Origin of the sequence: Mesorhizobium sp. B264B1B (assembly GCF_020165765.1) — a bacterium.
In the GTDB taxonomy this organism is placed as follows: Bacteria; Pseudomonadota; Alphaproteobacteria; order Rhizobiales; family Rhizobiaceae; genus Mesorhizobium.
Map to the genome: position 1 here is coordinate 14,051 of NZ_JAIUIS010000021.1, position 24,337 is coordinate 38,387.

The following is a 24,337-nucleotide window of genomic DNA, read 5'->3' on the forward strand; positions in this document are numbered from 1 at the left end:
TCCGGCAGGACAGAGGGGGGTGCCTGGGCTCGCCGTTCACAGTCGGCGCGGCCATGACCGACTACAGCAAACTTATCGATGCCGAGACCCGGGCCTTCATCGAGCGGACCAATTCCTATTACCCGCCGGATACGATCGACTACACGATTGTCGAGCAGCGCGAGATCTATGACCGCATGTGCCGGGAGTTCTTTGCCGGCTATCCCGAGGGGGTGACAGCGGAGACCACCGCTATTGCCGCACAGGCGTGCAATATCCCGATCCGCATCTATCGCAGCGCCCCGCAGGCAGCGGCGACGGTGCTCTATTGCCACGGCGGCGGGTTCATCCTTGGCGGGCTCGGCAGCCATGACGACGTTTGCGCCGAGCTTTGCGGCCGCACCGGTTATGACGTCGTTTCGGTCGACTATCGGCTGGCGCCGGAGCATCTGCATCCGGCCGCGTTTGACGACGCGATGAACGCCTTCGAGTGGGCGGCAGCCACCCGCGATCATCCCATCCTGCTCTGCGGCGACAGCGCCGGCGGCAATCTCTGCGCCGCGGTCAGCCATGCGACGCGCGGCCATGCGAAGAAACCGATCGGGCAGGTGCTGATCTATCCCGGGCTTGGCGGCGACCGTTCGCGTGGCTCCTATCTGAAGCATGCCGAAGCGCCGATGCTGACCACGCGCGACCTCGAATTCTACAAACATATCCGCACCGGCGGCGTGGACCAGACCGGCGACATCACGCTTCAGCCGCTGGCCGACGCCGATTTCGCCAACCTGCCGCCGACCGTGCTGATCACCGCCGAGTGCGATCCGCTGTCGTCGGACGGCGAGGCCTATCGCGACCGCATCGTGGCGGGCGGCGGGCGGGCCACTTGGTTCGAGGAAAAGGGGCTTGTGCACGGCTATCTCAGGGCGAGGCACACGGTCGGCCGCGCCCGCGCCAGCTTTACCCGCATCGTCGAGGCGGTGTCGGCGCTCGGCAAAAGCGAGTGGATCTGGTGAGGGCCTCCTCGCATGACAATCGACAGACGATGATCAACCCAGCGACTGCCAAGCCGTTCGGCGCTCACCCTACCGAACGAGCCGCCGCCCGGCCGGCGCTGCGGCCGGAGAAGATACAGCCGCCCAGGAACGTGCCTTCGAGCGCCGCATAGCCATGCACGCCGCCGCCGCCGAAACCGGCGGCTTCGCCGACCGCATAGAGGCCCTGAACCGGCTCGCCATCGCTCCCCAGCACGCGGCTTTCGAGATCGGTCTGCAGGCCACCCAGCGTCTTGCGGGTCAGGATGTTGAGGCGAACCGCGATCAGCGGGCCGTTCGCGGGATCGAGCATCTTGTGCGGCCTGGCCGTGCGGATCAGCCGGTCGCCGAGATAGGCCCGCGCTCCGCGCAGCGCGGTGACCTGCATGTCCTTGGAGAAGGGATTGTCGAGTTGCCGGTCGCGGGCGCGGATCTCGCGCTCGACATGGGCGACGTCGAGCAGCGGTTCGCCGCCGGCCAGCTTGTTCATGCGCGCCACCAGATCGGGCAGTTCGGCCTCGATGATGAAATCCTCGCCCTTCTCCATGAACGCCTTGACCGGGCCCGGAATGCCCGACGTGGCGCGGCCGAGCACCTGGCGCCAGCTCTTGCCGGTCAGGTCCGGGTTCTGCTCGGAGCCCGAGAGCGCGAACTCCTTCTGGATGATTTTTTTGGTCAGGATGAACCAGGAATAGTCGAAGCCGGTGCTCATGATGTGGCTGAGCGTGCCGAGCGTGTCGAAACCGGGGTAAAGCGGCACCGGCAGGCGCTTGCCCCTGGCGTCGAGCCACAGCGACGACGGACCGGGCAGGATGCGGATGGCATGATCGGTCCAGATCGGCGCCCAGTTCCTGATGCCCTCGACATAGTGCCACATGCGGTCGCGATTGATGACGCTGCCGCCGGCCTGTTCCGTGATCGCCAGCATGCGGCCGTCGACATGGTCGGGCACGCCGGTGATCATGCACTTCGGCGCCGCGCCCAGACGCTTCGGCCAGTTTTCCCGGACCAGCTGGTGGTTGCCGCCGATGCCGCCGGAGGCGACGATCACGGCCTGCGCATGAACCTCGAAATCACCTGATATCTCACGCGAACTCTTGTGGCCGCGCTCGACGGTGCTTGGTTGCAGGATGTCGCCGCGCACCCCGTCGATCCTCGTGCCGGTGCGGATCAATTCGTTGACGCGGTGGCGGAACTTGAAGCGGATCAGTCCCTTCTTCTCGGCTTCGCGGACGCGCAGCACGAAGGGCTCGAGCACGCCGGGACCGGTGCCCCAGGTGATGTGAAAGCGGGGCACGGAATTGCCATGGCCAATGGCATTGCCGCCGCCGCGCTCGGCCCATCCGACCACGGGAAAGAATTTCATCCCGCGCTCCAGCAGCCAGGAGCGCTTCTCGCCGGCGGCGAAGCCGACGTAGGCCTCGGCCCATTTGCGCGGCCAGTGATCCTCCGGCCGGTCGAAAGCGGCGGTGCCCAGCCAGTCCTCGAGCGCCAGCTCGTGCGAATCGCGGATGCGCATGCGCCGCTGCTCGGGCGAATCGACGAGGAACAGACCGCCGAACGACCAGAAGGCCTGGCCGCCCAGCGACTGCTCCGGTTCCTGGTCGACGATGACGATCTTCTTGCCGGCCTCGGCCAGTTCGGCGGCGGCGACCAGCCCGGCAAGGCCGGCGCCGACGATGATGACATCCGCGTCGTCAGCCAATTTCCCCTCCCGTTAGCTGGCTACCGTATGAATCTCGAACCGGAATTATATCAATGATGGTCAGACCGCCTCCCAGCCGTCCTTGCCGCCGGCGCGGAAGATGGCATCGATGACCTTTTGGTTGAGCACGGATTCCTCCAGCGTGAAGACGCGCTCCTTGCCGCCCTGGGCCGCCCGCGCGAAGGTCTCGACCTCGAGCCGGTACTGCTTCGTGCCGGGAAAGCGGAACACCTGCGCCTCGGTGTGGTTCTGATTGTGCAACTCGACGCGGTGGTGATCGTAGAGCCCGGCATTGAAAGGCGAAAACACTTCGATGAACCCGTTCTCGCCATGGAACACCATCACCTGGCGCGCGGCCATCTGGGTCGAGAGGTAGAAGGACAGTTCGAAGTCGCCGAAATCGGCGCGGATCGAGGAATAGATGTCGGTGCCGAATTTTTTGTCGCGCTCGATCGTCGCCTGCACGCGCAGCGGCTCCTTGCCGGTGGAAAAGCGCGTCGACACGGTCGGGTAGACGCCGATGTCGGGCAGCGCGCCGCCGCCAAGGTCGAGCTGGTTGCGCATGTTGTTGGGATCGACATTGTAATAGGAGAACGCGCCCTGCACATGGCGCAGCCGGCCGATGACGCCGCTGGCGATCAGGTCGCGCACCTTGATCCATTGCGGATGGTAGACGACCATGAAGGCTTCGCAGACCAACACCTTGCTGGCATCGCGCAGCTTGATCAGCGGCGGAATGTCCTTGGCGTCGAGCGCCAACGGCTTTTCGACCAGCACATGTTTTCCCGCCTGAATGGCCTTGGCCGTCCATTCGACATGCTGCGATGTCGGCAGCGGGATATAGACGCCGTCGACCTCGTTCGAGGCGAGCAACTCCTCATAGGAACCGAAAGCATGCGGCGCGCCGAAGCGATCGGCCAGCGCACGGGCCTTCGACTGATCGCGGCTGGCGATTGCCGACAGCACGCCATTTTCCGCCTCCACGATCGCAGGCAAAAGCTGCTCGCGACCGATCTTGGCCGTCGATAACACACCCCATCGGAACATCAGGCTTCTCCTCTCGATTACAGGCGAGGAGGTTTGCCTGAAATCGGGGCAAAAGCCAATGCGGGGGCCAAGTTCCTCGCCCCACGAGCGGGGAGCGATGGCTCAACCCCTCTTCCCCGTCAGCCTCATGTCGAAACCGACGACGTTGGAATAGATCGGCGTGCCGACATCCATTCCGTAGCGCGACCGCAGCACCTTGCCGGTGACGTGGAACCCGATCGTGCCGGACTTCAGGCCATCGAGCTCGGCGGTGAACTTTTCCGCAAACGTCTTGCCGCGCGCCGTCAGCCGGCCGGTGACAAGCGCCGTCGTATCGCCGGTGCGGGTCACGCTGGTCGAGCGGAACTGGATTTCGGGGCTGTTGGCCGCATCGAACACGGCGTCTGAACGCAGGAAAGCGTCGATGCGGCCCTGGCCGGTGCCGACGCTTTCGGGAAAAATGGTAAGGTTGACCTTCGAGCGGCTGACGTCGTCATTGTCGATGCGGATCGTGCCCTTGAAGTGAGCAAACGCACCATCGAAACCGCCGCCGCCGGCCTTGCCGATGGTGAAGCGGATCGAGGAGTCAGCCTGGCTGATCGTGTAACTGCCGGCGGCATCATCGAGGACAACTGCTGCCCAGACAGGCACGGCAAGGCAAGCGGCAAGGGCCGCCGATCCGAGGAGTCGCGCATACATGAGATTATTTCCTTCTTCGGAGGCAACGCTCTTCGCGTCCTCGCTTACAAACGAGGCCGAACCCCGTTCTATTCCCCGCCTGAGGAAGGCGTGACGATGCGTGTAAGCACATTGTCCCTCAGTCGGAAATGATGGCGCAGTGCCGCCGTGACATGCAGCGCCACAAGTGCTGCGCCGGCATAGGCAAGGTACCAGTGCGCTGCCGCCCAAAAACTCTCGGCGGCATCGGATTCCGCGAGCGGCAGGTTGGGCATCACGAACAGGTTGAACGGCATGCTTGGAATTTCCAGCGTCGAGACCGAAACCAGCGCCCAGCCGGACAGAGGCAAAGCGATCTGGAAGGCATAGAGCGCCAGGTGAGCGAGCGGCGCCGCCAGGCGCTCCAGGGATCCGACCGAGGATGGCAAGGCCGGCGCGGCATTGCCGAGCCGCCAGGCGATGCGCAGGATGATCAGGCCGAGCAGCAGGAAGCCCAGCGATTTGTGCAGCTGGATGAGCTCGAAAGCCGTGCGCTGGCTGCTGATGCGGACCATCGCGAAACCGAGCGCGAACTGGCCGATGAAGGCAAGGCCGATCAGCCAATGAAGCAGGATTGCCGCCCAACCGTAGCGGGTCGGGGTATTTATGATCGAAGCTCGCATGGAAGGCGAACGAATGTCGCGTCGGCTTTCTTCCACCCTCCCACAAGGGAGAGGGCAGCCTATCCGCTCACCCTGAAGAAATCGATGAAGGCCCTGAGCGCAGGCCGCATCTGGCGGCGACTCGGATAGTAGACGAAGAAACCCTCGAAGGACGGACACCAATCCTCCAGCACGCGAACCAGCCGGCCATCGCGGAGCGGCTCGCGGACATAATCCTCGAAGACGAAGGCAAGCCCGGCCCCGTCGACCGCCGCCTGAGCGATCAGATGGTCTTCGTCGAGAATCAATGGTCCTTGCGCGGCAATCTCGATCTCCTCGCCATCCTTGGCGAATTCCCAGCGGTAGAGAATGCCGCTGGAGAAGCGGAAGCGGATGCAGCGATGATCGGACAGGTCACGCGGATGGCGAGGCCTGGGCATGGTGTCGAAATAGGAGGGCGCGCCCACCACGGCGCCGCGTATATCGGGCCCGATGCGCACCGCGATCATGTCGCGTTGCAGGCTTTCGCCAAGCCGCACGCCTGCATCGAAACCGCCTTCCACCACGTCCGTGAAGCGGTCCTCGATAACGATCTCCAGCACGATATCGGGATAAGCCGCGGCAAAGGCGCCGAGCCGCGGGTTCAGCACCAGATGGGCTGCCGTGCGCGGCACGCTCAGCCGCAGATTGCCGGCCGGCCGGTCGCGCGCCTCGACCGCCGCCTCCAGTGCCAGGTCGATCTCCGACAGCGCCGGCCGCAATCGTTCCAGCAACCGCGCGCCCTCTTCGGTCGGGGCAACGCTGCGGGTGCTGCGTGCCAACAGCCGCACGCCAAGCCGCGCCTCAAGGCTGGACACGGCATGGCTGACCGCCGACGGGGCGATCGCCAGTTCCCTGGCCGCGCCGCGAAAGCTGCCGCATTGGGCAACAGTTGCCAGCACCGCAAGCTGTGAAAGATGTGCCCGGTTCATTGATCTATTTTCGAGAACGCCCCGTGCACAGATGAGCCGATTATCGAACATAAGGCAAGGCGCTATTTCCTGGGCATCGCAACAAGGAGACGCGTGATGAAAACCCGCAAACTCGGTACTGAACTCGAAGTTTTCCCGATCGGCCTCGGCTGCATGGGCATGAGCTTCGGCTATGGCGGCCAGCCGGAAGCCGAGGCGATCGCCACCTTGCGCCGCGCCGTCGAGATCGGCGTCAATTTCTTCGACACGGCAGAGGTCTACGGGCCCTACGAGAACGAGATCCTGCTCGGCAAGGCGCTGAAGCCGGTGCGCGATCAGGTGACGATCGCAACCAAGTTCGGCTTCAATATCCTGGAGGAAGGCACCGGCACCGATCGCATGGCGGGCGTCGACAGCCGCCCCAAACACGTCAAGGCCGTCGCAGAGGCGTCACTGAAGCGGCTGGGCACCGACGTGATCGATCTCTATTACCAGCACCGCGTCGACCCGAACGTGCCGATCGAGGACACGGTCGGCGCCATGGCCGAGCTGGTGCGCGAGGGCAAGGTGCGCGCGCTCGGCCTTTCGGAAGCGAGTGCCGCCACCATCCGCCGGGCGCATGCCGTGCATCCGATCGCGGCCGTCCAGAGCGAATATTCGCTGTGGAGCCGTGACCCGGAAGACGAGGTGTTCGCCGTCTGCCGCGAACTCGGCATCGGTTTCGTTCCCTATAGCCCGCTCGGCCGTGGCCTCTTGACCGGCACGATCGCCAAGCCCGAAACGCTTGATGACGACGACTGGCGCCGCACCTTGCCGCGCTTTCAGGCCGACGCCATGGAAGCCAATGCCAAAGTCGTGGCCACGCTGGAAAAACTGGCGACCGAAAAGGGAGTGACCTCGGCACAGCTGGCGCTCGCCTGGGTACTGCACCAGGACGATTTCATCGTCCCCATCCCGGGCGCCCGAAAGATCCGCCATCTCGAGCAGAACACGGCGGCGGCTGATATCGAGCTGAGTGCCGCAGAGGTACAGACCATCGGCGATGCACTGTCGCCTGATAAGGTCATGGGCAAGCGCTACACAGAGGAGCTGCTGGCGCTGGTGAATGGGTGAGCTTTCACCCTCCCCCCTGTGCGGAGGTCGGCTCGCTGTCGCAGCGAAGCGAAGACAGGGGTGGGGTGGCGATGCGCGATACAGAAGATCACGGATGTCCGCGCGAGGCACCCCCCTCTGTCCTGCCGGACATTTCCTACCATGGCACGACCGTAATCTCCGGCCAGTAATCCCGCGCCCGCTGGCCCTTCGCCTCATGCGTCCGCTGATTGTCCATCGCCCGGTTCGGCGTGACGCGGAATGAGAAGACGTCGTCGAGACCGAACGGCGCCAGCAGTTCCAGTTGACAATCCGCGTCGTATCGCACCCCGACCGCATGTGTCTTCGACGCAAAAAACCGGACCGACTCGCTCGAACTCGTGTAGCGCGGACAGGGCCGCCCGAACTTCTGCGGGTACCACAAATGCACCCGCGCTTGGTTGCGCACCTCGACGGGCAGCCCCTGGAAATGCTTCGCCGCCCGGCGGATGACGGCGTCCTCGGCCTCGTAGGACAGGTCGCTATCGTCGAAATAGAACAGGTCGACATCCTTGATGCCATAACCCGACGGCTTCCCCGTCAGATGGTTCCAGACCGAGTTATAGAGCACGCCGGAGACCACCAGCCAGTCCGGAAGATCGAGCGTGCGGGCACATACCAGCGCCTGGCGCACGAGCGCATCCGACAGCAGGATGTCGAGAAACGCAGCGCGTTGTGCTTCGAACGGGAGCCCGGAATAGTGCAAATGGTCCATCGCTCTTTGGAGGGCGATTCGCCGTGCTCCCGCAATCCCGGAAAGAGGCTATGCCCTGAGCACGCCTCCAGTCTGCTTGCCGACATTCTCGACGATGCGCCTGGCCAACGCCTCGAAATCCTCGTCGGTCAGCGTCTTCTCGACCGGCTGGATCGACACTTCGATGGCGATGGACTTCTTGCCCTCGCCGAGCGCCGCACCTTCGAAAACATCAAAGACCGAGACGCCGGTGACCAGCTTCTTGTCCGCGGCGAGCGCCGCGCGTACCAGCGTGCCGGCCTCGACCGCCTTGTCGACGACGAAGGCGAAGTCGCGCTTCACCGCCTGGAAGGCGGAGAGATCCAGCCTGGGCTTGGTTTTCGTCGGCTTTGCCTTGGGCTCGGGCACGGCATCGACATACACTTCGAAGCCGCAGAGCGGGCCGGAGACGTCGAGCCCTTCCAGCGTTTTTGGATGAAATTCACCGAACGTGCCGAGCACCGTCTTCGGTCCGAGCTTGATCGTTCCGGAACGACCAGGATGGTACCAGGACGGGCCGCCGGCCTCGATCTGCAGCCGCTCGACCGGCGCGCCGCAGGCTTCGAGTGCGGCGATGGCATCAGCCTTGGCGTCGAACACGCCGACCGGACCGGAATTGCCAGCCCAGTTGCGGCCGGAACCGTCGAGCTTGGCGGTGCCGCGCCGCACGCCGGCGGCAACGCGCCGTTGCTGGTCGGCGCCGTCGCCCTCATAGGTGCCGGAGACCTCGAACAACGCCACGTCGCCAATGCCCTTGTCGGCATTGCGCTGGGCGGCTGCGATCAGGCCGGGCAGCAGCGAGGGCCGCATGTCGGACATGTCGGCGGCGATCGGGTTGGCGAGCTTGAGCGAAGCCTGCCCGCCGCCGAATAGTTCGGCGTGCCTGGCGGGGATGAACGACCAGGTGACTGCCTCCATCATGCCGCGCACGGCCAGCGCCCGCTTGGCCGCGCGGGTGCGGATCTGCAGCGTCGTCAGGATCTTGCCGTTGACCGCGTCATGCGCGCCGAGCGGCTGCGAAGCGATGTTGTCGACGCCGTGGATGCGCATCACCTCCTCGACCAGGTCGGCCTTGCCGTCGACATCGGGACGCCAGGACGGCACGGCGATTTCGACGACATCGCCCGAACCCTCAGGCTTGAAGCCGAGGCGCGTGAGAATATCGAGGCTTTCCGCCGTCGGCACTTCTATGCCGGTCAGCCGCTTCACTTCCGACAGCGGGAAGGAGACGATCTTGGGCTGATGGCCGGCATAGCCGGCCACCTCGATTTCCGTCGGCGTGCCGCCGCAGAAATCAAGCACCAGCCGGGTCGCAAGCTCAACGCCCGGCACCATGAATTCGGGGTCGACCCCGCGCTCGAAACGATAGCGGGCATCGGTGATGATGCCGAGCGCGCGCCCGGTGCGGGCCGTGGTGATCGGGTCCCAGAGTGCGGATTCGATCAGCACGTCGGTCGTGTTCTCGTCGCAGCCGGAACGCTCGCCGCCCATGATGCCGGCGATCGATTCCACGCCATTGTCATCGGCGATGACGCACATCTCCGGCGTCAACGTGTATTCGCGGCCGTCGAGCGCCAGTACCTTTTCGCCATCCCTGGCGCGACGCACGACAAGATTGCCGGCGACCTTGCCGGCATCGAAGACATGCAGCGGCCTGCCACGATCGAAGGTGACGTAGTTGGTGATATCGACCAGCGCGCTGATGGGCCTCAGCCCAATGGCGATCAGCCGCTGCTGGAGCCATTTCGGGGACGGGCCGTTCCTGACGCCGCTGACCAGATTGAGCGCGAAGCCGGGGCAGAGTTCCGGCGCTTCGATCGTCACCTTGACGGGGCACATTCCATTGCCGACATGCGGCATGATCGCGCCGCCGACGAGGCGGCCGAGACCGCTCGCCGCGAGATCCCGGGCGATGCCGTAAACGCTGGTGGCATCAGGCCGGTTTGGCGTCAGATTGATCTCGATGACCGGATCGTCGAGATGCGCGTAAGCGGCGAAGCTGGTGCCGACCGGCGCATCTTCGGGCAGGTCGATGATGCCGTTGTGCTCGTCGGAAAGTTCCAGCTCGCGCTCGGAACACATCATGCCGTGGCTTTCGACGCCCCTGATCTTGCCAACCGTCAGCGTCACATCGATGCCGGGCACATAAGTGCCGGGCGCGGCGAAGGCGCCGATCATGCCCGCCCGCGCATTGGGTGCGCCACAGACGACCTGCACGGGCGGCTTGCCGTCGCCGGTGTCGACGGTCAGCACCCGCAGCCGGTCGGCGTCGGGATGCTGCACCGCCGTCAGCACCCTGGCGATGACGAAGGGCTTCAGGCTCGCCTTGTCGTCGACATGCTCGACCTCGAGGCCGATCGAGGTCAGCCGCTCGACGATCTCGCCGAGCGAGGCGTCGGTCTCGAGATGGTCCTTGAGCCAGGAGAGGGTGAATTTCATGATGCTGTTCCGTAATGTATCGCAGCAGGAATCGTCTTGACCGTCACGCGCTCAGGCCCCCGAACAAAGTCGGCATGTCGAGCGGCCGGAAGCCGTAATGCGACAGCCAGCGCACATCGGCATCGAAGAAGGCGCGCAGATCCGGCATGCCGTATTTCAGCATGGCGATGCGGTCGATGCCCATGCCCCAGGCAAAGCCCTGATATTCATCGGGATCGAGCCCGCCAGCGCGCAGAACGTTGGGGTGCACCATGCCGCAGCCAAGGATCTCCATCCAGTCGGAGCCTTCGCCGAAGCGCACCTCGCCTGGCCGCGAGCGGTCGCACTGGATATCGACCTCGAGGCTTGGCTCGGTGAACGGGAAGAAGGACGGCCGGAAGCGCATCTTGACCGACGGCACCTCGAAGAAGGCCTTGCAGAACTCTTCCAGCACCCACTTCATGTTGGCGACGTTGGCCGATTTGTCGATCACCAGCCCTTCGACCTGATGGAACATCGGCGAGTGGGTGGCGTCGGAATCCTGCCGGTAGGTCTTGCCCGGAATGACGATGCGGATCGGCGGCTTCTGCTTCTCCATGGTGCGGATCTGCACCGGCGAGGTGTGGGTGCGCAGAAGCTTGCGCTCGCCCTTCTCGTCCGGCTGGAAGAAGAAGGTGTCATGCATCTCGCGCGCCGGATGGCCTTCCGGGAAATTCAGCGCGGTGAAATTGTAATAGTCGGTCTCGATGTCGGGCCCTTCGGCGATGGCGAAGCCGAGATCGCCGAAGATCGCCGCGATCTCGTCGATGACCTGGCTGATCGGATGAATGCGGCCGCGCTCGGCCGGCGACTGCCGCACCGGCAGCGTCACGTCGACCTTCTCCGCGGCGAGGCGGGCAGTGATGGCAACATCCCTGAGTTCCGCCTTGCGCGCGGTGAGCGCATCGGTGACGCGGTTCTTGAGGCCGTTGATGGCGGGGCCTTTGACCTGGCGCTCCTCAGCGCTCATCGAGCCGAGCGTCTTCAGCATTTCCGAGATCGACCCCTTCTTGCCAAGGGCTGCCACGCGCACGGCTTCTATCGCGGCCTCGTCAGCAGCCGACGCTATGTCGGCGAGCAGCGAAGCTTCCAGGCTTTCAAGATTTCCAGCGGTGGCGTTCACGGCGAAACTCTCTCGATCGGGCAACCCACCATCACCGGGCGTGTCACCAATTTGGTTACATCAGGCATAAGAAAAACCCGCGCCAGCCGTGCCAGCGCGGGTTCCCCAAATCAGAATTTCGAATGTTTGGGAAGCGCTGGTCTTAGGCGACAGCGCTTTCAAAAGCATTCGGGGTGGTGTTCTTGAGGTACTCAAGAGCAACCTTGGCCTTGGCCACGAGCGCGGCGAAAGCCTGCGGCTCGTGGATGGCCATATCCGACAGGATCTTGCGATCGATCTCGATGCCAGCCTTGTTGAGGCCGTCGATGAAACGGCCATAGGTCAGGCCGTGCTCGTGCGTCGCGGCGTTGATGCGCTGGATCCACAGCGCGCGGAACGAGCGCTTGCGGTTCTTGCGGTCGCGATAGGCGTATTGCAGCGACTTTTCCACCGCCTGCTTGGCGATGCGGATGGTGTTCTTGCGGCGGCCGTAGAAGCCTTTCGCGGCTTTCAGGACCTTCTTGTGCTTGGCGTGCGAGGTGACGCCTCTTTTTACGCGTGCCATGTCATGATCTCCTTAAAAGCAATTCCAGGAAAAGTGCCTTGCGGCTTTCCGTTCGGAATTGCGTAAAACAAATTCGTGTTCGGCCGAATGCTCAGAGGCCGTTCGGCAGAAAATTCTTGATGACCTTCTTGCCGTCCGGTTCAGCCAGAACCATCGTGCCGCGGGCATTTCGAATGAACTTGTTGGAACGCTTGATCATGCCGTGACGCTTGCCGGCCGCAGCCGACAGGACTTTACCCGTACCGGTGATCTTGAACCGCTTTTTGGCGGCCGATTTGGTCTTCATCTTGGGCATTTTGCTACTCCGTATTGTGGCGCACCATCGCGCTTCTTGTTCGCTTCGGGCCGACCAAAGCCCGAAAAGCAAATGAAACCGCCACGGCATGCCCTGCCGGGCGGTTTTCTTGGAACGGCGGTCCTATACGTCAAAGCAGGCGACTGTGCAACACCCACCGCGCCGCGCGTTTCCCCGAACGCCCGGATGCGGCGCCCGGTCCTTCATCAGGGGAGCGTAAACAACACCGGCAACATACCCGACTGCTGGGCGCCGTCGATCAGTTCGAAGGCCGGCAGCGCGATGAGGAACACCAGGCCGTCGAGAAGCGTGGTCAACAGCAGGCGCGGCTTGAAGCTGCCGGTGTCGCCTTCCTGGTAGAGGGAAAGCTTCGGAAAGAAGCGCGGCACTCTTGCCAGATAGGCCTGATAGGGCTCGCCGAGCGTTTCCTTAAGGAATTTCTCCTCGCGCAGGATGACGATATGGAAGGCGCCCGCACACAGGACAGCGAACAGAATGATGCCGGAGAACGAGCCGATCTGCGCGCCGACGCCGGCCGCGGCCACAGTCGAGAACACATAGAGCGGGTTGCGGGTGATCGAATAAGGCCCGCCCGTCACAACTTCGGAAGATTTGCGCCCACCTATGTAGAGCGTCGACCAAAGGCGACCGCAGATACCTAGGAAAATCAGCAGCACGCCGAACATCTCGATCGTTTCATGCATCGCCGTATCAGGCGGAAAGCTCGATTGCCCGAACAGCAGGGCTGCGAACAGCACCACCACAAGCACGGCAAGCACCAGCCTGCGCGTGCGCTGGTAGCTACCCAGCCCGTATTTGAGTTTTTTGTCCAAGGGAGGAATCCGATCGTCGAGAGCTTAGCCGGCGACCGCAGCTATGGCCGAGAAATGGGCGTCCCGCCGATCGCCGGGACGCCCTGTAGCACAATTCAGGCGGAATTGGAGCGCGTCGGTCGCGCTAACCTTATCGTGATCTAGCGCGGCGCCAGCACCATCATCATCTGGCGGCCTTCCAGCTTCGGCTCCGCCTCGACCTTGGCGATGGTAGCCACTTCCTCACGCACCTTGTTCAGAAGCTGCATGCCGAGCTCCATATGCGCCATCTCGCGGCCACGGAAGCGCAATGTCAGCTTGACCTTGTCGCCTTCCTCGAAGAAGCGGCGCACCGCCTTCATCTTGGTCTCGTAGTCGTGGCTGTCGATGTTCGGGCGCATCTTGATCTCCTTGATCTCGATGACCTTCTGGTTCTTGCGCGCCTCGGCCGCCTTCTTCTGGTTGGCGTATTTCAACTTGCCGAGATCGAGGATTTTTACGACGGGCGGCTGCGCGTTGGGCGATATCTCGACGAGATCGAGCCCTGCCTCTTCGGCGAGCAGCAATGCGTCGTTGATGGAAACATCGCCACGGTTCTGGCCTTCGGCGTCGATAAGCTGGACCCGGGGAACCCGGATGTCACGATTGGAGCGCGGCCCATCCTTGGTCGGCGCCGCTGCTTTGAAAGGTCTGCGAATGGTCGTGGTCTCCTTGGCCGTTTCGTTCTGGATTTGCAGGTCTTGATATGTGGACGCGCCAATGTGGGGAGCGCGCGGGCGGAGTCAATAGCACAGCATTGACAGAAAATCACCTGATCGCTGCCTGCACCAAACAAAGAAAGATGGCGAGCACTTTTCGCCACGCCACTGGCTGTGTCACAAGACCCTGCGCCGAAGACGGCGCGAGGAAAAAGCCATGACTGCCCCTGTCTTTCTGGATGTCGACGGATCGAGCATCGCGGTGCGCCATATTGCGGGCGCGACGCCTGGCGTCGTCTGGCTCGGCGGCTACAAGTCGGACATGCTGGGCACGAAGGCTGAAACGCTTTCGGACTGGGCGGCAAAAGACGGCCGCGCCTTCCTGCGTCATGACTATTCCGGACACGGCGAATCCGGCGGCGCCTTTGCCGACGGCACGATCTCGAAATGGCTTTCGCAAAGCCTGGCCGTGTTCCGGCATTTCACCAGCGGCAGCCAGATCCTGGTCGGCTCGTCGATGGGCGCCTGGATCGCCCTGCGCATGGTGCAGGAATTGCGCAAGGCAGGCGACGCAAGCGTCGTCGGTCTGGTGCTTCTAGCACCGGCGCCGGATTTTACCGCAGAACTGGTCGAACCGGTGCTGACCAAAGCGCAGAAGCGCGACCTTGCCAAAAAAGGCTTCTTCGAGGAGCCGTCGGACTATTCCACCGAGCCCTACATCTACACGCGCGCGCTGATCGAGGATGGGCGCGACAACCTGGTCATGACAGGCCCGCTCGACACGCACTGCCCCGTACACGTCTTGCAGGGCCTAGCCGATCGGGACGTGCCGTCGAGCCATGCGCTGAAGCTGGTCAGCCTGCTGCCGGCCGACGATGTCACGCTGTCGCTGATCCCGGACGGCGACCACCGGCTGTCGCGGCCGCAGGATCTCGACATGCTGGTGCGGGCGGTCGGCGACATGGCTGCGCGGGGCAAGTGACGATGCGCCTTTCCATCCCGATCTCAGCCTTCGTCGCGGCCATCGTCGGCTTCGGCGGCACGCTGGCCATCGTCATTGCCGCCGCCCACGCGGTCGAGGCCACGCAAATTCAGACCGCGAGTTGGGTGACCACGATCTGCCTGGCCATGGCGGTCGAAAGCCTGTGGCTGTCCTGGCGAACGAAAATGCCAGTCATCACCGCCTGGTCGACGCCGGGCCTGGCGCTGATGGCGGCGTCGAGTGGTTTTTCGATCGGCGAGGCCGTCGCCGCCTTCATCGTTACCGGCATTCTTTTGGTCGCCACCGGGCTGTTCCGGCCGCTGACGAAACTGATCTCGGGGATACCGCCCTCGGTCGCTTCAGGAATGCTGGCCGGCATTGTCGTCACCTTCGCGCTCAATGCGGTCAAAACTGTTTCCGCCGATCCCTGGCTGATCCTGCCGTTGATCGCCGCCTTCTTCGTCATCCGCCTGTTCAATCCGGCGCTGTCGGTGCTGGCAGTGCTGGTCGGCGGCGGTCTCGCCGCGTTTCTCACCGGCCGCGTCGGCGGTTTGCCCACTCCTGAACTATCGACGCTCACTGTGATTGCGCCTGTGTTCACCGCCAAGGCGATAATCGGCCTGGCAGTACCGCTCTACCTGGTCACCATGGCTTCGCAGAACCTGTCGGGCCTCGCCGTGCTACGTGCCGCCGGCTACCATCCGGAACCCGGTCCGCTGATCGGCATCACCGGCCTGTTTTCGCTGCTTTCGGCGCCGTTCGGCGGCTCGACCACCAATCTGGCGGCAATTTCGGCGGCTATCTGCACCGGGCCCGACGTTCATCCAGACCCCACCGAGCGCTGGAAGACAGGGCCGTTCTATGCCCTTGCCTACCTGATCTTCGCGATTTTCGGCGCTTCTCTGGTGGCGATCTTCGCCGTCCTGCCGCAGAGCCTGATCGTGCTGGTTGCGGGTCTTGCGCTGATGGCCTCGCTGGCCAACGCGCTGGCGATCGCGCTCAAGGACGAAAGCGAGCGCATGGCCGCCACCGTCACTTTTGTCGTCACCGCCTCCGGGCTGACCTTGTTCGGCGTCGGCGCCGCATTCTGGGGACTGATTGCCGGGCTGGTCGTGCTTTTCCTCGATATGCTCAAAAAGCGATAATCATTTCAGCAGCTTGTCCGGTTTTAGCCGACATTGTCTTGAATCGCCGTTTTTGCCTTCCCATTTCGATTCCACGCAGCCGGTCCTGGCTGTCTCCAACCGAAGGAATGGGAGAAAATGAACACATCTGCATTGATCCGCCCGGCCTGGACGCCGGCAACCATCGCGTTGATGGTGATCGGCTTCATGGTGTTCTGGCCGCTCGGCTTCGCCATGCTCGCCTACATCATCTGGGGCGACCGGCTCGAGGGCTTCAAGCGTGACGTCAACCGCGCGACCGACGGCATCTTCGCCGGCTGCCGCCGCGGTTCCGACAAAGCCGCGCGCTGGGGCCACGGCTCCGCCCGGACCGGCAACGTCGCGTTTGACGACTGGCGCGAAAAGGAGCTTGAACGCCTGGCCGAGGAACGCCGCAAGCTCGACGATATGTTGACCGAGTTCGACGACTACGCCCGCGAATTGCGTCGCGCCAAGGACCAGGACGAGTTCGATCGCTTCATGGCGAACCGCAACAAGTCGACCGCTCCGGCAAAGAGCGACCCGAGCACAGGCACGACCTCCACCAAGCGTGGCAAAGGCTCGAACCTGCTTGACGACTGAGGCCGAGCGACAGGCCCGATCGTGAAAAAACGGCGTCGCGCGAGCGGCGCCGTTTCTTTTTTGTTCTATTCGTTTTTCTCGAATCGCGTATCGTCCGGCCATGACCCTCGGATTCTTCCGCAATCTGACGAAGCCCAAGCCCACGCCTGTCGTGGAGCGAGAATACTGCGTTGCCGGCCGCACGCTGCCGCTCAAGATCGTCGAGAGCGCCAGGGCGCGGCGTCTGACGCTGCGCATCGATTCCAGCGGCCAGGGCCTGCGTATCACCGTGCCGCCGGGCCTGCGCCGCGGCGAGGTGGAGCGGTTCCTCGATCGTCATCAGGACTGGCTGGAGCAGCGGCTGGCCAAGGTGCCGACACGGCCGCAGGTACGGCCAGGCATCAAGATACCAATCCGCGGCGTGCCGCACCGCATCGTGCATGAGCCGTCAAGGCGCGGCACCGTCACCGTGTCGCGCGACGAACGCGGCCCGCTGCTGATCGTGCATGGCGAGCGCATCCACCTGCCGCGCCGCATCGCCGATTTTTTGAAGCGCGAGGCCAAGAAGGAGATCGAGAAGCTGGTGGCCAGGCACACCGAAGCGCTTGGCAAGCGCGCCAAGGCGATCCGCTACAAGGATACGTCCAGCCGCTGGGGCTCGTGCACCTCCGAAGGCAATTTGTCCTTTTCCTGGCGCATCATGATGGCGCCGCCGCCCGTCATCAACTACCTCGTCGCGCATGAAGTAGCGCATCTGAAAGAGATGAACCACGGCCCGAAATTCTGGAAATTGTGCGAAAAGCTCTGCCCCGACACCGACCGCTGCAAGGACTGGCTGAAGCGCAATGGCGGGGCCTTGCAGGCGATCGTTTTCGAGTAGCGCAATGAAGCGTCGTACGGCGCCAGAAAATAAGCTTTTCCGCGGTGATGCTTCACACCTCCGGTCCCGCCAGCGTCTACGTTCTTACTGGGCGCACGAACTCAATCGTCATTCGCGGCGTTCAACTCTTCAGGCCGCAGCCCCTCTTCGCTATGATGCGGCCACGGTAAAAAATTCCGATCGAAGGCGTCGGTGTCGAAATAATCGAGCGCCCGATGCGCCTCGGCGCCGTTGAAGGCGGCCTTGTCCATCAAATGCGCGATCACCTCGCGCGCCTGCGCGATCTTCTGCCTGAGTTCGGCAACGGTTCTGTCAGTCATGATGTTCTCCCGCCTTGCATGCTTTCCCATGATAGGTAGCGCCTTTGGCCCTGCCGGCAAACAACATGCTTTTTCTCGACTCTGCCTCGATTTCATGTCAATTCCCGCGCCATGGCACTCGACGTCAAAATCTGCGGCTTGAAGACCGACCAGGCAATGGCCGCGGCGCTGGCCGGCGGCGCCAGCCATGTCGGCTTCATTTTCTTTGCCAAGAGCCCGCGTTACATCGAACCGGCTGCAGCCGGGCGGTTGCGCGAAGCGGCGCGCGGCAAGGCTTTGGCGGTTGCCGTTACCGTCGACGCCAACGACACCTTCCTGGACGACATCATCGACAGCATGCGCCCGGACATGCTGCAGCTGCACGGCTCGGAAACGCCCGAACGGGTGGCCGAACTGAAAGCCCGCTATGACCTGCCGGTCATGAAGGCGCTGCCGCTCAGCGAAGCCGCCGATCTCGAGCGCATCAAACCGTTCGTCGGGGTCGCGGACCGGTTCCTGTTCGACGCCAAGCCGCCGAAGGGCTCCGAGTTGCCGGGCGGCAATGGCGTTGCGTTCGACTGGCGCATCCTGACCGGCCTTGACGCCGGGCTCGATTACATGCTTTCCGGTGGGCTCAACGCCGCCAATATCGGCGATGCCCTTCGGCTTGCCAGCCCGCCCGGAATAGATATTTCCTCAGGCGTGGAAAGCGCGCCGGGCGTCAAGGATCCGGCGCTGATCGAGCAGTTTTTCCGGGCCGTCAAGGCAGTGCGAGACGACCGCGCCGCCTGACCGCCTCAAACCCGAGCATGTCCCGGAAAAGTGGAAACCGGTTTTCGACAGGACATGCTCAAGAAAATCGAGATGCCAGGAGATCGGCGATGAACAAGCCGGCGACACCCAATTCCTTCCGCACCGGACCCGACGAACAGGGCATGTTTGGCATTTTCGGCGGTCGTTTCGTGGCCGAAACGCTGATGCCGCTGATCCTCGACCTCGAACGGCACTGGAACGAGGTCAAGGACGATCCGGATTTCAGGGCCGAGCTCACCGATCTTTCGACCCATTATGCGGGGCGGCCGTCGAAGCTTTATTTCGCCGAAGGACTGACCAGGCATCTTCGTGAGGTTTCCTTGGCGAAGGGCATCGGGGGCGGCGCAAAGGTTTATTTCAAGCGCGAGGACCTGAACCATACCGGTTCGCACAAGATCAACAATTGCCTCGGCCAGATCCTGCTGGCCAAGCGCATGGGCAAGACGCGCATCATCGCCGAGACCGGCGCCGGCCAGCATGGCGTGGCCTCAGCCACGGTCGCTGCCCGTTTCGGCTTTCCCTGCGTCGTCTACATGGGTGCCACCGACGTTGCCCGCCAAAGCCCCAACGTGTTCCGAATGAAGCTGCTCGGCGCCGAAGTGCGGCCGGTGACCGCTGGCCACGGCACGCTGAAGGACGCCATGAACGAGGCGCTGCGCGACTGGGTGACCAATGTCGAGGATACTTATTACCTGATCGGCACCGCGGCCGGCCCGCACCCCTATCCGGAGTTGGTGCGCGACTTCCAGTCGGTGATCGGTTCGGAGGCGCGCGCGCAGATTCTCGAACAGGAGGGCCGGCTGCCCGACACCATCGTCGCCGCCGTCGGCGGCGGCTCCAACGCCATCGGCCTGTTCCATCCGTTCCTCGACGACAAGGATGTCCGTATCATCGGCATCGAGGCTGGGGGGCGTGGCCTCGACGGCATCGAGCACTGCGCCTCGATGAACGCCGGCGCGCCGGGCGTGCTGCATGGCAACCGCACCTATCTCCTGCAAAATGCCGACGGCCAGATCATGGACGGCCATTCGATCTCGGCCGGCCTCGATTATCCCGGCGTCGGCCCGGAGCATTCCTGGCTGCGCGATTCTGGCCGCGTCGAATATGTGCCGATCCTCGACGACGAGGCGCTGGAGGCCTTCAAGCTGACCACGCGCGTCGAAGGCATCATCCCGGCGCTGGAATCGGCGCACGCCATCGCACATGCGGTGAAGATCGTGCCCGCCATGGACAAGGACCAGATCGTCATCGTCAACCTGTCCGGCCGCGGCGACAAGGACGTGCATACGGTGGCTTCGATGCTGGGCATGGAGATCTGATCATGGTGACCCGCATCGATCGCCGCATGGCAAAGCTCAAGAACGAAGGCCGCCCGGCGCTCGTCACCTATTTCATGGGCGGCGACCCGGACTATCAGACCTCGCTGTCGATCATGAAGGCGCTGCCAATGGCCGGCGCGGACATCATCGAACTCGGCATGCCGTTCTCCGATCCGATGGCCGATGGCCCGGCGATCCAGGCCGCGGGCTTGCGGGCGCTTAGAGGCGGCCAGACGCTGGTCAAGACGCTCAAGATGGCGGCTGACTTCCGCACCGGCGACAATGAGACGCCGATCGTTCTGATGGGCTACTACAACCCGATCTACATCTACGGCGTCGACCGCTTTCTCAAGGACGCACTGGCCAGCGGCATCGACGGGCTGATCGTCGTCGACCTGCCGCCTGAGATGGACGAGGAGCTGTGCATCCCGGCGCTGAAAGCCGGCATCAACTTCATCCGGCTGGCGACGCCGACCACCGACGACAAGCGCCTGCCCAAGGTGCTGCAGAACACGTCCGGCTTCGTCTATTACGTGTCGATGACCGGCATTACCGGTTCCGCGCTGGCCGACACCGGCAAGGTCGCTGCGGCCGTCAAGCGCATCAAGGGCCATACCGATCTGCCGGTCTGTGTCGGCTTCGGCGTCAAGACCGCCGAACAGGCGCGCGTCATCGGCGCCAATGCCGACGGCGTCGTCGTCGGCACCGCGATCGTCAATGCGGTCGCGAATGTGCTGGGGCCGAAGGGCGAAAAGACCGCCGACCCGGCCGAGGCCGTCGCCACGCTGGTCAGCGGCCTCGCGCAGGGTGTGCGCTCGGCCCGCCTTGCTGCCGCCGAATAGTTTTCCTACCTCAGGTCTTGTGCGCGTCGCCATCCCAGGCGGCATGCGCTGGATCGGTTTGCCGTTTCACGGAAACGCCGAACTGCTCTATCTTTTTGTTTTATCGCAATTCCGGACGGAAAACCGGTTCACACTTTTCCTGGAATTGCTCTAACTCTTCGTCAGGACAGGAGCCGAAGCGATGAACTGGATCACCAACTACGTTCGCCCGAAGATCAATTCGATGCTCGGCCGGCGCACCGACATGCCCGAGAACCTGTGGATCAAGGATCCCGAGACCGGGGAGATGGTGTTCCACAAGGATCTGGAATCCAACCAGTTCGTCATCCCGTCTTCGGGCCATCACATGAAGATCTCGGCCAAGGAGCGGCTGAAATACTTCCTCGACGACGGCAAGTACGAACAGCTCGAAAATCCCAAGGTCATGCTGGACCCGCTGAAATTCCGCGACGAGAAGCGCTACACCGACCGGTTGAAGGACGCCAAGGCCAAGACCGGCCTGGAAGATGCCATCGTCAACGCGCTGGGCACCGTAGAAGGCCTGCCGGTGGTGGTGACGGTTCAGGATTTTGCCTTCATGGGCGGTTCGCTCGGCATGGCCGCGGGCGACGCCATCGTTCATGCCTTCGAGGTGGCCGTGCAGCGCAAGCGGCCGCTGATCCTGTTTGCCGCTTCCGGCGGCGCGCGCATGCAGGAAGGCATCCTGTCGCTGATGCAATTGCCGCGCACCACGGTCGGCGTCGACCGGCTGAAGGAAGCCGGCCTTCCCTACATCGTCGTGCTGACCAATCCGACGACCGGCGGCGTCACTGCCTCCTACGCCATGCTGGGCGACGTGCATATAGCCGAGCCCGGCGCACTGATCGGCTTCGCCGGACCGCGCGTCATCGAGCAGACCATCCGGGAAAAACTGCCGGACGGCTTCCAGCGCTCCGAATATCTGATGGAGCACGGCATGGTCGACATGGTGGTGTCGCGACTGGAGATGCGCCGGACCATCGCGCGGCTCTTGAAGATGCTGCTCAAGATGCCGGAAGAGCACAAGCCCCTGGAGCCGGAAATCCTGCCGCCGGCGGTGGTCGCGACGGAAGCACGGCCGCAGGCCTGACGCGACACTCTTTGCCGCGAACCGCGATTGCGCGCGATCCATCGCGCGCTTAGGACTCTTACATGACCACGCTTGCCGCCGACCGTGAAATCGAAGCGCTGATGGCGCTTCACCCGAAAGGCTTCGATCTTTCGCTCGACCGCATTTCACGGCTGCTGGAGCGGCTGGGCAATCCTCAGGACTTGCTGCCGCCGGTGATCCATATCGCCGGCACCAACGGCAAGGGCTCTTGCGCCGCCTTCTCGCGGGCGCTTCTGGAAGCGTCCGGCCGGCTCGTGCACGTGCACACCTCGCCGCATCTGGTCAGCTGGCACGAGCGCTACCGACTGGCGGCCGATGGCGGCGGCAGGCTGGTCGAGGACGATATCTTCGCCGAGGCCATCGCCCGCGTCGCCAAGGCCAATGGCGGCGAGAAGATCACCGTTTTCGAGATCCTCACCGCCGTCACCTTCATCCTGTTTTCGGAGCATCCGGCCGATGCCGCCATCGTCGAGGTCGGTCTCGGCGGCCGCTTCGACGCCACCAATGTCATCGCCAGGCCGGCTGTCTCGGTGATCATGCCGGTGTCGATGGACCACGAAGCCTATCTCGGCGACCGCGTCGAACTGATCGCCGCCGAGAAGGCCGGCATCATCAAGCGCGGCTGCCCGGTGGTCATCGGGGCGCAGGAAACCGAGGCGGCGCAGCAGGTGCTGATCGAAACCGCCGAGCGGCTCGGCTGCCCGACCCTGGTCTATGGACAGGATTTCCTCGCCTTCGAGGAGAACGGCCGCATGGTCTATCAGGACGATGATGGCTTGATGGATCTGCCGCCGCCGCGGCTGCCCGGGCGCCACCAGTTCGCCAACGCGGCCGCCGCGATCGCCGCCGTCAAGGCAGCCGGCTTCGAGATCAGCCACCGTGCCGCCGAGAAGGCGATGACCACTGTCGCCTGGCCGGGGCGGATGCAGAAGCTGTCGCAAGGCAGGCTGACGGAACTGGCGCCGAAGGGCGCCGACATCTGGCTCGACGGCGGCCACAATCCGGGCGCCGGCGTGGTCGTCGCCGAGGCGCTGGCCGAACAGGAAGAGAAGAACCCCAGGCCGCTTTTTCTCATCTCCGGCATGATCAACACCAAGGACCAGAGCGGCTATTTCCGCGCCTTCAATGGCCTCGCCCGGCACGTCTATACCGTGCCGGTGAGCCTGAGCGACGCCAGCGTGCCGAACGACGAACTGGCGGCCCGCGCCACGGAGGCCGGGCTTACGGCCGAGCCGGTGAGTTCCGTCGCCAGCGCGCTGATGTTGCTGCGCGACACCTGGGACGGCCCGCCGCCGCGAATCCTGATCGGCGGCTCGCTCTATCTGGCTGGAGCGGTGTTGGCGGAGAACGGCACGCCGCCGACGTGACATAGCGATAATCGGAAATCTATCCTACCCGCCCCCGGGAAACGATCTCGGCTTGGGAAAACGTCATGGCACAACATACCAAAGACGCTTCGCGTGAATCCGTTTCAACGCTAGAAATCCCACGGTGAGATCAGGTCGAGGTTGGCCGCGCCAAAGTCATTGAGGTTGCGCGTCGCCAGCCGACCACCGTTTAAACGCGCGATCGCGGCGATCATGCCATCGGGAGCCGACATTCCACGGCCCAGGCGGCTGGCGGTTCCCATGATCTCGCCGTAAGCCAGCGCAGCCTCTTCGGTCAGCCCAAAAATCCGGTCGGCGAAGCGACGGCGCCATTGAGAAAGCCCCTGCTCCAGGCGATCCGCGCGCTCATCAGGTCGGATTTTGTGAATGCCGAAAGCGATTTCAGCAATCGTCACCGTGGGCCAATTCAGCATCGTTGCGGACAAGCCAGGCGAGAACGGCTTCGTCCGGTGCCTTCTTGAGTGTCTCTGAAATCACATCGGTGTCGACGAAAATCAAAGCTCGGGTCCAGCATGAATCAGGCGGCCGTCGCGGATGATTTCCTTCAGATCGATATCGACGCCACAACTGGCCGTGAGGCGGGCGTAGAAGGTGGTGGCGGGCTCGCGTCCCGCCTCACGGATCTCGTACGATTCAAGCGCTCGCTCGACGACATCTGCTATCGAGCGATTTTCGCGACGAGCAAGTCTATGAGCCAGGTCGCGTGCTTTTGCGCTACGGACCGAGAGCTGAGGTTCGGCCATCTCAAACTCCGTTGTTGGAAGACATATATACCGGTTTCCGCTGCGGTATTCGAGGCGAACGCCGCTATTTCAGCTCGATCTCAATGAAGGCATATTCGCCCTCATTGGCGCTGATGACGTCGTGCTCGACGCCTTCCCTGCGGAAATAGGGCGCGCCTTTCTTCATTTCGGCGAAGGATTCGCCGTCCTTGGTCAGAAGCTTTACCTTGCCGTCCATCAGCGGCACGACAACATAGTCGTGGCCATGGCGGTGCCAGCCGGTGTTGTCGCCCGGCTGAAAGCGGTATTCCGTGACGATGACGCGCTCATTGTCGATGAAGACGGTGGCCTTGGCGGATCCGGTCATTTTTCCTCTCCCTGCATCTGCTTCCAGCAGAAGACATGGAGGCCCCGGACGTCAGGGCCAGAGCGGGCG

General features: G+C 63.5%; 26 protein-coding genes and 1 pseudogene. 11 read left to right on the top strand and 16 right to left on the bottom strand.

The features are described 5' to 3' along the window. Positions 1 to 53 precede the first annotated feature (53 nt). Positions 54 to 992: an alpha/beta hydrolase gene (locus LB547_RS29540; protein ID WP_140763746.1), complete on the top strand. Its 939-nt coding sequence runs from the start codon at positions 54 to 56 to the stop codon at positions 990 to 992. A 64-nt stretch (positions 993 to 1,056) separates the two neighbouring features. Here LB547_RS29540 and LB547_RS29545 read toward each other — a convergent pair whose 3' ends face one another. The 5 genes from LB547_RS29545 to LB547_RS29565 form a co-directional block, all read right to left on the bottom strand. Then, complete coding sequence (locus LB547_RS29545; RefSeq protein WP_140525801.1) at positions 1,057 to 2,715, bottom strand: FAD-binding dehydrogenase; 1,659 nt, start codon at positions 2,713 to 2,715, stop codon at positions 1,057 to 1,059. Positions 2,716 to 2,775: 60 nt separating this feature from the next. After that, entirely contained in the window at positions 2,776 to 3,762 is a 987-nt protein-coding gene (locus tag LB547_RS29550; RefSeq protein ID WP_140763743.1) for a Gfo/Idh/MocA family protein, read from the bottom strand. A 102-nt stretch (positions 3,763 to 3,864) separates the two neighbouring features. Next, a complete protein-coding gene (locus LB547_RS29555; RefSeq protein ID WP_140491123.1) occupies positions 3,865 to 4,440 on the bottom strand; it encodes a YceI family protein in 576 nt (191 codons plus the stop codon). 68 nt (positions 4,441 to 4,508) lie between these two features. Beyond that, positions 4,509 to 5,081, bottom strand: a complete 573-nt coding sequence (locus tag LB547_RS29560) for a cytochrome b (RefSeq protein ID WP_140561806.1) — start codon at positions 5,079 to 5,081, stop codon at positions 4,509 to 4,511. A 59-nt stretch (positions 5,082 to 5,140) separates the two neighbouring features. After that, a complete protein-coding gene (locus LB547_RS29565) occupies positions 5,141 to 6,031 on the bottom strand; it encodes a LysR family transcriptional regulator (RefSeq protein WP_140561804.1) in 891 nt (296 codons plus the stop codon). Positions 6,032 to 6,127: 96 nt separating this feature from the next. On the opposite strand from LB547_RS29565, the gene LB547_RS29570 reads away from it, so the two are divergent. Further along, the gene (locus LB547_RS29570) at positions 6,128 to 7,123 is read left to right on the top strand and encodes an aldo/keto reductase (RefSeq protein WP_140561802.1); all 996 of its coding nucleotides are present in this window, start codon (positions 6,128 to 6,130) and stop codon (positions 7,121 to 7,123) included. 136 nt (positions 7,124 to 7,259) lie between these two features. Here LB547_RS29570 and LB547_RS29575 read toward each other — a convergent pair whose 3' ends face one another. From LB547_RS29575 to infC, 7 genes are all read right to left on the bottom strand, one after another. Next, positions 7,260 to 7,856 (bottom strand): nucleotidyltransferase family protein, encoded by a 597-nt coding sequence (locus LB547_RS29575; RefSeq protein ID WP_140561800.1) that lies wholly within the window; start codon positions 7,854 to 7,856, stop codon positions 7,260 to 7,262. Between the two features lie 48 nt (positions 7,857 to 7,904). After that, positions 7,905 to 10,313 (bottom strand): phenylalanine--tRNA ligase subunit beta, encoded by a 2,409-nt coding sequence (pheT, locus tag LB547_RS29580; protein WP_140561799.1) that lies wholly within the window; start codon positions 10,311 to 10,313, stop codon positions 7,905 to 7,907. A gap of 43 nt (positions 10,314 to 10,356) precedes the next feature. Further along, on the bottom strand, positions 10,357 to 11,454 hold the full coding sequence (gene pheS, locus LB547_RS29585) for a phenylalanine--tRNA ligase subunit alpha (RefSeq protein WP_140491135.1): 1,098 nt from the start codon (positions 11,452 to 11,454) through the stop codon (positions 10,357 to 10,359). Between the two features lie 142 nt (positions 11,455 to 11,596). Further along, positions 11,597 to 11,998, bottom strand: a complete 402-nt coding sequence (rplT, locus tag LB547_RS29590) for a 50S ribosomal protein L20 (RefSeq protein WP_006201247.1) — start codon at positions 11,996 to 11,998, stop codon at positions 11,597 to 11,599. Positions 11,999 to 12,089: 91 nt separating this feature from the next. After that, positions 12,090 to 12,293 (bottom strand): 50S ribosomal protein L35, encoded by a 204-nt coding sequence (gene rpmI, locus LB547_RS29595; protein WP_006201248.1) that lies wholly within the window; start codon positions 12,291 to 12,293, stop codon positions 12,090 to 12,092. A gap of 206 nt (positions 12,294 to 12,499) precedes the next feature. Next, a complete protein-coding gene (locus LB547_RS29600; RefSeq protein WP_140517762.1) occupies positions 12,500 to 13,126 on the bottom strand; it encodes a methyltransferase family protein in 627 nt (208 codons plus the stop codon). Positions 13,127 to 13,266: 140 nt separating this feature from the next. Further along, a complete protein-coding gene (gene infC / locus LB547_RS29605) occupies positions 13,267 to 13,803 on the bottom strand; it encodes a translation initiation factor IF-3 (RefSeq protein ID WP_140491142.1) in 537 nt (178 codons plus the stop codon). Positions 13,804 to 14,020: 217 nt separating this feature from the next. On the opposite strand from infC, the gene LB547_RS29610 reads away from it, so the two are divergent. From LB547_RS29610 to LB547_RS29625, 4 genes are all read left to right on the top strand, one after another. Then, positions 14,021 to 14,785: an alpha/beta hydrolase gene (locus LB547_RS29610; protein ID WP_140561797.1), complete on the top strand. Its 765-nt coding sequence runs from the start codon at positions 14,021 to 14,023 to the stop codon at positions 14,783 to 14,785. Positions 14,786 to 14,787: 2 nt separating this feature from the next. Beyond that, entirely contained in the window at positions 14,788 to 15,930 is a 1,143-nt protein-coding gene (locus LB547_RS29615) for a benzoate/H(+) symporter BenE family transporter (protein ID WP_140561796.1), read from the top strand. Between the two features lie 117 nt (positions 15,931 to 16,047). Continuing rightward, positions 16,048 to 16,530, top strand: coding sequence for a DUF2852 domain-containing protein (locus LB547_RS29620; RefSeq protein WP_140625497.1), 483 nt, complete (start codon positions 16,048 to 16,050; stop codon positions 16,528 to 16,530). A 100-nt stretch (positions 16,531 to 16,630) separates the two neighbouring features. Next, positions 16,631 to 17,389 (top strand): M48 family metallopeptidase, encoded by a 759-nt coding sequence (locus LB547_RS29625; protein WP_140491150.1) that lies wholly within the window; start codon positions 16,631 to 16,633, stop codon positions 17,387 to 17,389. Between the two features lie 101 nt (positions 17,390 to 17,490). On the opposite strand, the gene LB547_RS29630 is transcribed toward LB547_RS29625, so the two are convergent. Continuing rightward, entirely contained in the window at positions 17,491 to 17,709 is a 219-nt protein-coding gene (locus LB547_RS29630; RefSeq protein WP_140491152.1) for a hypothetical protein, read from the bottom strand. Between the two features lie 111 nt (positions 17,710 to 17,820). On the opposite strand from LB547_RS29630, the gene LB547_RS29635 reads away from it, so the two are divergent. The 5 genes from LB547_RS29635 to LB547_RS29655 all read left to right on the top strand — a co-directional run bounded on the left by LB547_RS29635 (position 17,821) and on the right by LB547_RS29655 (position 23,158). Beyond that, a complete protein-coding gene (locus LB547_RS29635) occupies positions 17,821 to 18,480 on the top strand; it encodes a phosphoribosylanthranilate isomerase (RefSeq protein ID WP_140554553.1) in 660 nt (219 codons plus the stop codon). Positions 18,481 to 18,569: 89 nt separating this feature from the next. After that, positions 18,570 to 19,820, top strand: coding sequence for a tryptophan synthase subunit beta (trpB, locus tag LB547_RS29640; RefSeq protein WP_140676559.1), 1,251 nt, complete (start codon positions 18,570 to 18,572; stop codon positions 19,818 to 19,820). Between the two features lie 2 nt (positions 19,821 to 19,822). Then, complete coding sequence (gene trpA / locus LB547_RS29645) at positions 19,823 to 20,662, top strand: tryptophan synthase subunit alpha (protein ID WP_140554555.1); 840 nt, start codon at positions 19,823 to 19,825, stop codon at positions 20,660 to 20,662. Positions 20,663 to 20,843: 181 nt separating this feature from the next. Continuing rightward, positions 20,844 to 21,770 (top strand): acetyl-CoA carboxylase, carboxyltransferase subunit beta, encoded by a 927-nt coding sequence (gene accD / locus LB547_RS29650; RefSeq protein ID WP_140491161.1) that lies wholly within the window; start codon positions 20,844 to 20,846, stop codon positions 21,768 to 21,770. Between the two features lie 62 nt (positions 21,771 to 21,832). Further along, the gene (locus LB547_RS29655; RefSeq protein ID WP_140554556.1) at positions 21,833 to 23,158 is read left to right on the top strand and encodes a bifunctional folylpolyglutamate synthase/dihydrofolate synthase; all 1,326 of its coding nucleotides are present in this window, start codon (positions 21,833 to 21,835) and stop codon (positions 23,156 to 23,158) included. A 110-nt stretch (positions 23,159 to 23,268) separates the two neighbouring features. Here LB547_RS29655 and LB547_RS29660 read toward each other — a convergent pair. The 3 genes and pseudogenes from LB547_RS29660 to LB547_RS29670 all read right to left on the bottom strand — a co-directional run bounded on the left by LB547_RS29660 (position 23,269) and on the right by LB547_RS29670 (position 24,268). Further along, positions 23,269 to 23,677, bottom strand: a pseudogene (locus LB547_RS29660) (PIN domain-containing protein). After that, a complete protein-coding gene (locus LB547_RS29665) occupies positions 23,674 to 23,922 on the bottom strand; it encodes a type II toxin-antitoxin system VapB family antitoxin (RefSeq protein ID WP_140763740.1) in 249 nt (82 codons plus the stop codon). The pseudogene LB547_RS29660 and the gene LB547_RS29665 overlap by 4 nt, the downstream one beginning before the upstream one ends. Before the next feature lie 64 nt (positions 23,923 to 23,986). Beyond that, the gene (locus LB547_RS29670; protein ID WP_140524093.1) at positions 23,987 to 24,268 is read right to left on the bottom strand and encodes a cupin domain-containing protein; all 282 of its coding nucleotides are present in this window, start codon (positions 24,266 to 24,268) and stop codon (positions 23,987 to 23,989) included. Positions 24,269 to 24,337 lie beyond the last annotated feature (69 nt).

Coding starts and splice junctions, on each gene's coding strand:
- LB547_RS29555 (WP_140491123.1), bottom strand. CDS start 4,440: ATGTATGCGCGACTCCTCGGATCGGCGGCCCTTGCCGCTTGCCTTGCC.
- accD (WP_140491161.1), top strand. CDS start 20,844: ATGAACTGGATCACCAACTACGTTCGCCCGAAGATCAATTCGATGCTC.
- trpA (WP_140554555.1), top strand. CDS start 19,823: ATGGTGACCCGCATCGATCGCCGCATGGCAAAGCTCAAGAACGAAGGC.
- LB547_RS29550 (WP_140763743.1), bottom strand. CDS start 3,762: ATGTTCCGATGGGGTGTGTTATCGACGGCCAAGATCGGTCGCGAGCAG.
- trpB (WP_140676559.1), top strand. CDS start 18,570: ATGAACAAGCCGGCGACACCCAATTCCTTCCGCACCGGACCCGACGAA.
- pheT (WP_140561799.1), bottom strand. CDS start 10,313: ATGAAATTCACCCTCTCCTGGCTCAAGGACCATCTCGAGACCGACGCC.
- LB547_RS29560 (WP_140561806.1), bottom strand. CDS start 5,081: ATGCGAGCTTCGATCATAAATACCCCGACCCGCTACGGTTGGGCGGCA.
- LB547_RS29635 (WP_140554553.1), top strand. CDS start 17,821: ATGGCACTCGACGTCAAAATCTGCGGCTTGAAGACCGACCAGGCAATG.
- LB547_RS29625 (WP_140491150.1), top strand. CDS start 16,631: ATGACCCTCGGATTCTTCCGCAATCTGACGAAGCCCAAGCCCACGCCT.
- LB547_RS29665 (WP_140763740.1), bottom strand. CDS start 23,922: ATGGCCGAACCTCAGCTCTCGGTCCGTAGCGCAAAAGCACGCGACCTG.
- LB547_RS29540 (WP_140763746.1), top strand. CDS start 54: ATGACCGACTACAGCAAACTTATCGATGCCGAGACCCGGGCCTTCATC.
- LB547_RS29610 (WP_140561797.1), top strand. CDS start 14,021: ATGACTGCCCCTGTCTTTCTGGATGTCGACGGATCGAGCATCGCGGTG.
- rplT (WP_006201247.1), bottom strand. CDS start 11,998: ATGGCACGCGTAAAAAGAGGCGTCACCTCGCACGCCAAGCACAAGAAG.
- LB547_RS29565 (WP_140561804.1), bottom strand. CDS start 6,031: ATGAACCGGGCACATCTTTCACAGCTTGCGGTGCTGGCAACTGTTGCC.
- LB547_RS29615 (WP_140561796.1), top strand. CDS start 14,788: ATGCGCCTTTCCATCCCGATCTCAGCCTTCGTCGCGGCCATCGTCGGC.
- LB547_RS29655 (WP_140554556.1), top strand. CDS start 21,833: ATGACCACGCTTGCCGCCGACCGTGAAATCGAAGCGCTGATGGCGCTT.
- LB547_RS29620 (WP_140625497.1), top strand. CDS start 16,048: ATGAACACATCTGCATTGATCCGCCCGGCCTGGACGCCGGCAACCATC.
- LB547_RS29670 (WP_140524093.1), bottom strand. CDS start 24,268: ATGACCGGATCCGCCAAGGCCACCGTCTTCATCGACAATGAGCGCGTC.
- LB547_RS29575 (WP_140561800.1), bottom strand. CDS start 7,856: ATGGACCATTTGCACTATTCCGGGCTCCCGTTCGAAGCACAACGCGCT.
- rpmI (WP_006201248.1), bottom strand. CDS start 12,293: ATGCCCAAGATGAAGACCAAATCGGCCGCCAAAAAGCGGTTCAAGATC.
- LB547_RS29570 (WP_140561802.1), top strand. CDS start 6,128: ATGAAAACCCGCAAACTCGGTACTGAACTCGAAGTTTTCCCGATCGGC.
- LB547_RS29630 (WP_140491152.1), bottom strand. CDS start 17,709: ATGACTGACAGAACCGTTGCCGAACTCAGGCAGAAGATCGCGCAGGCG.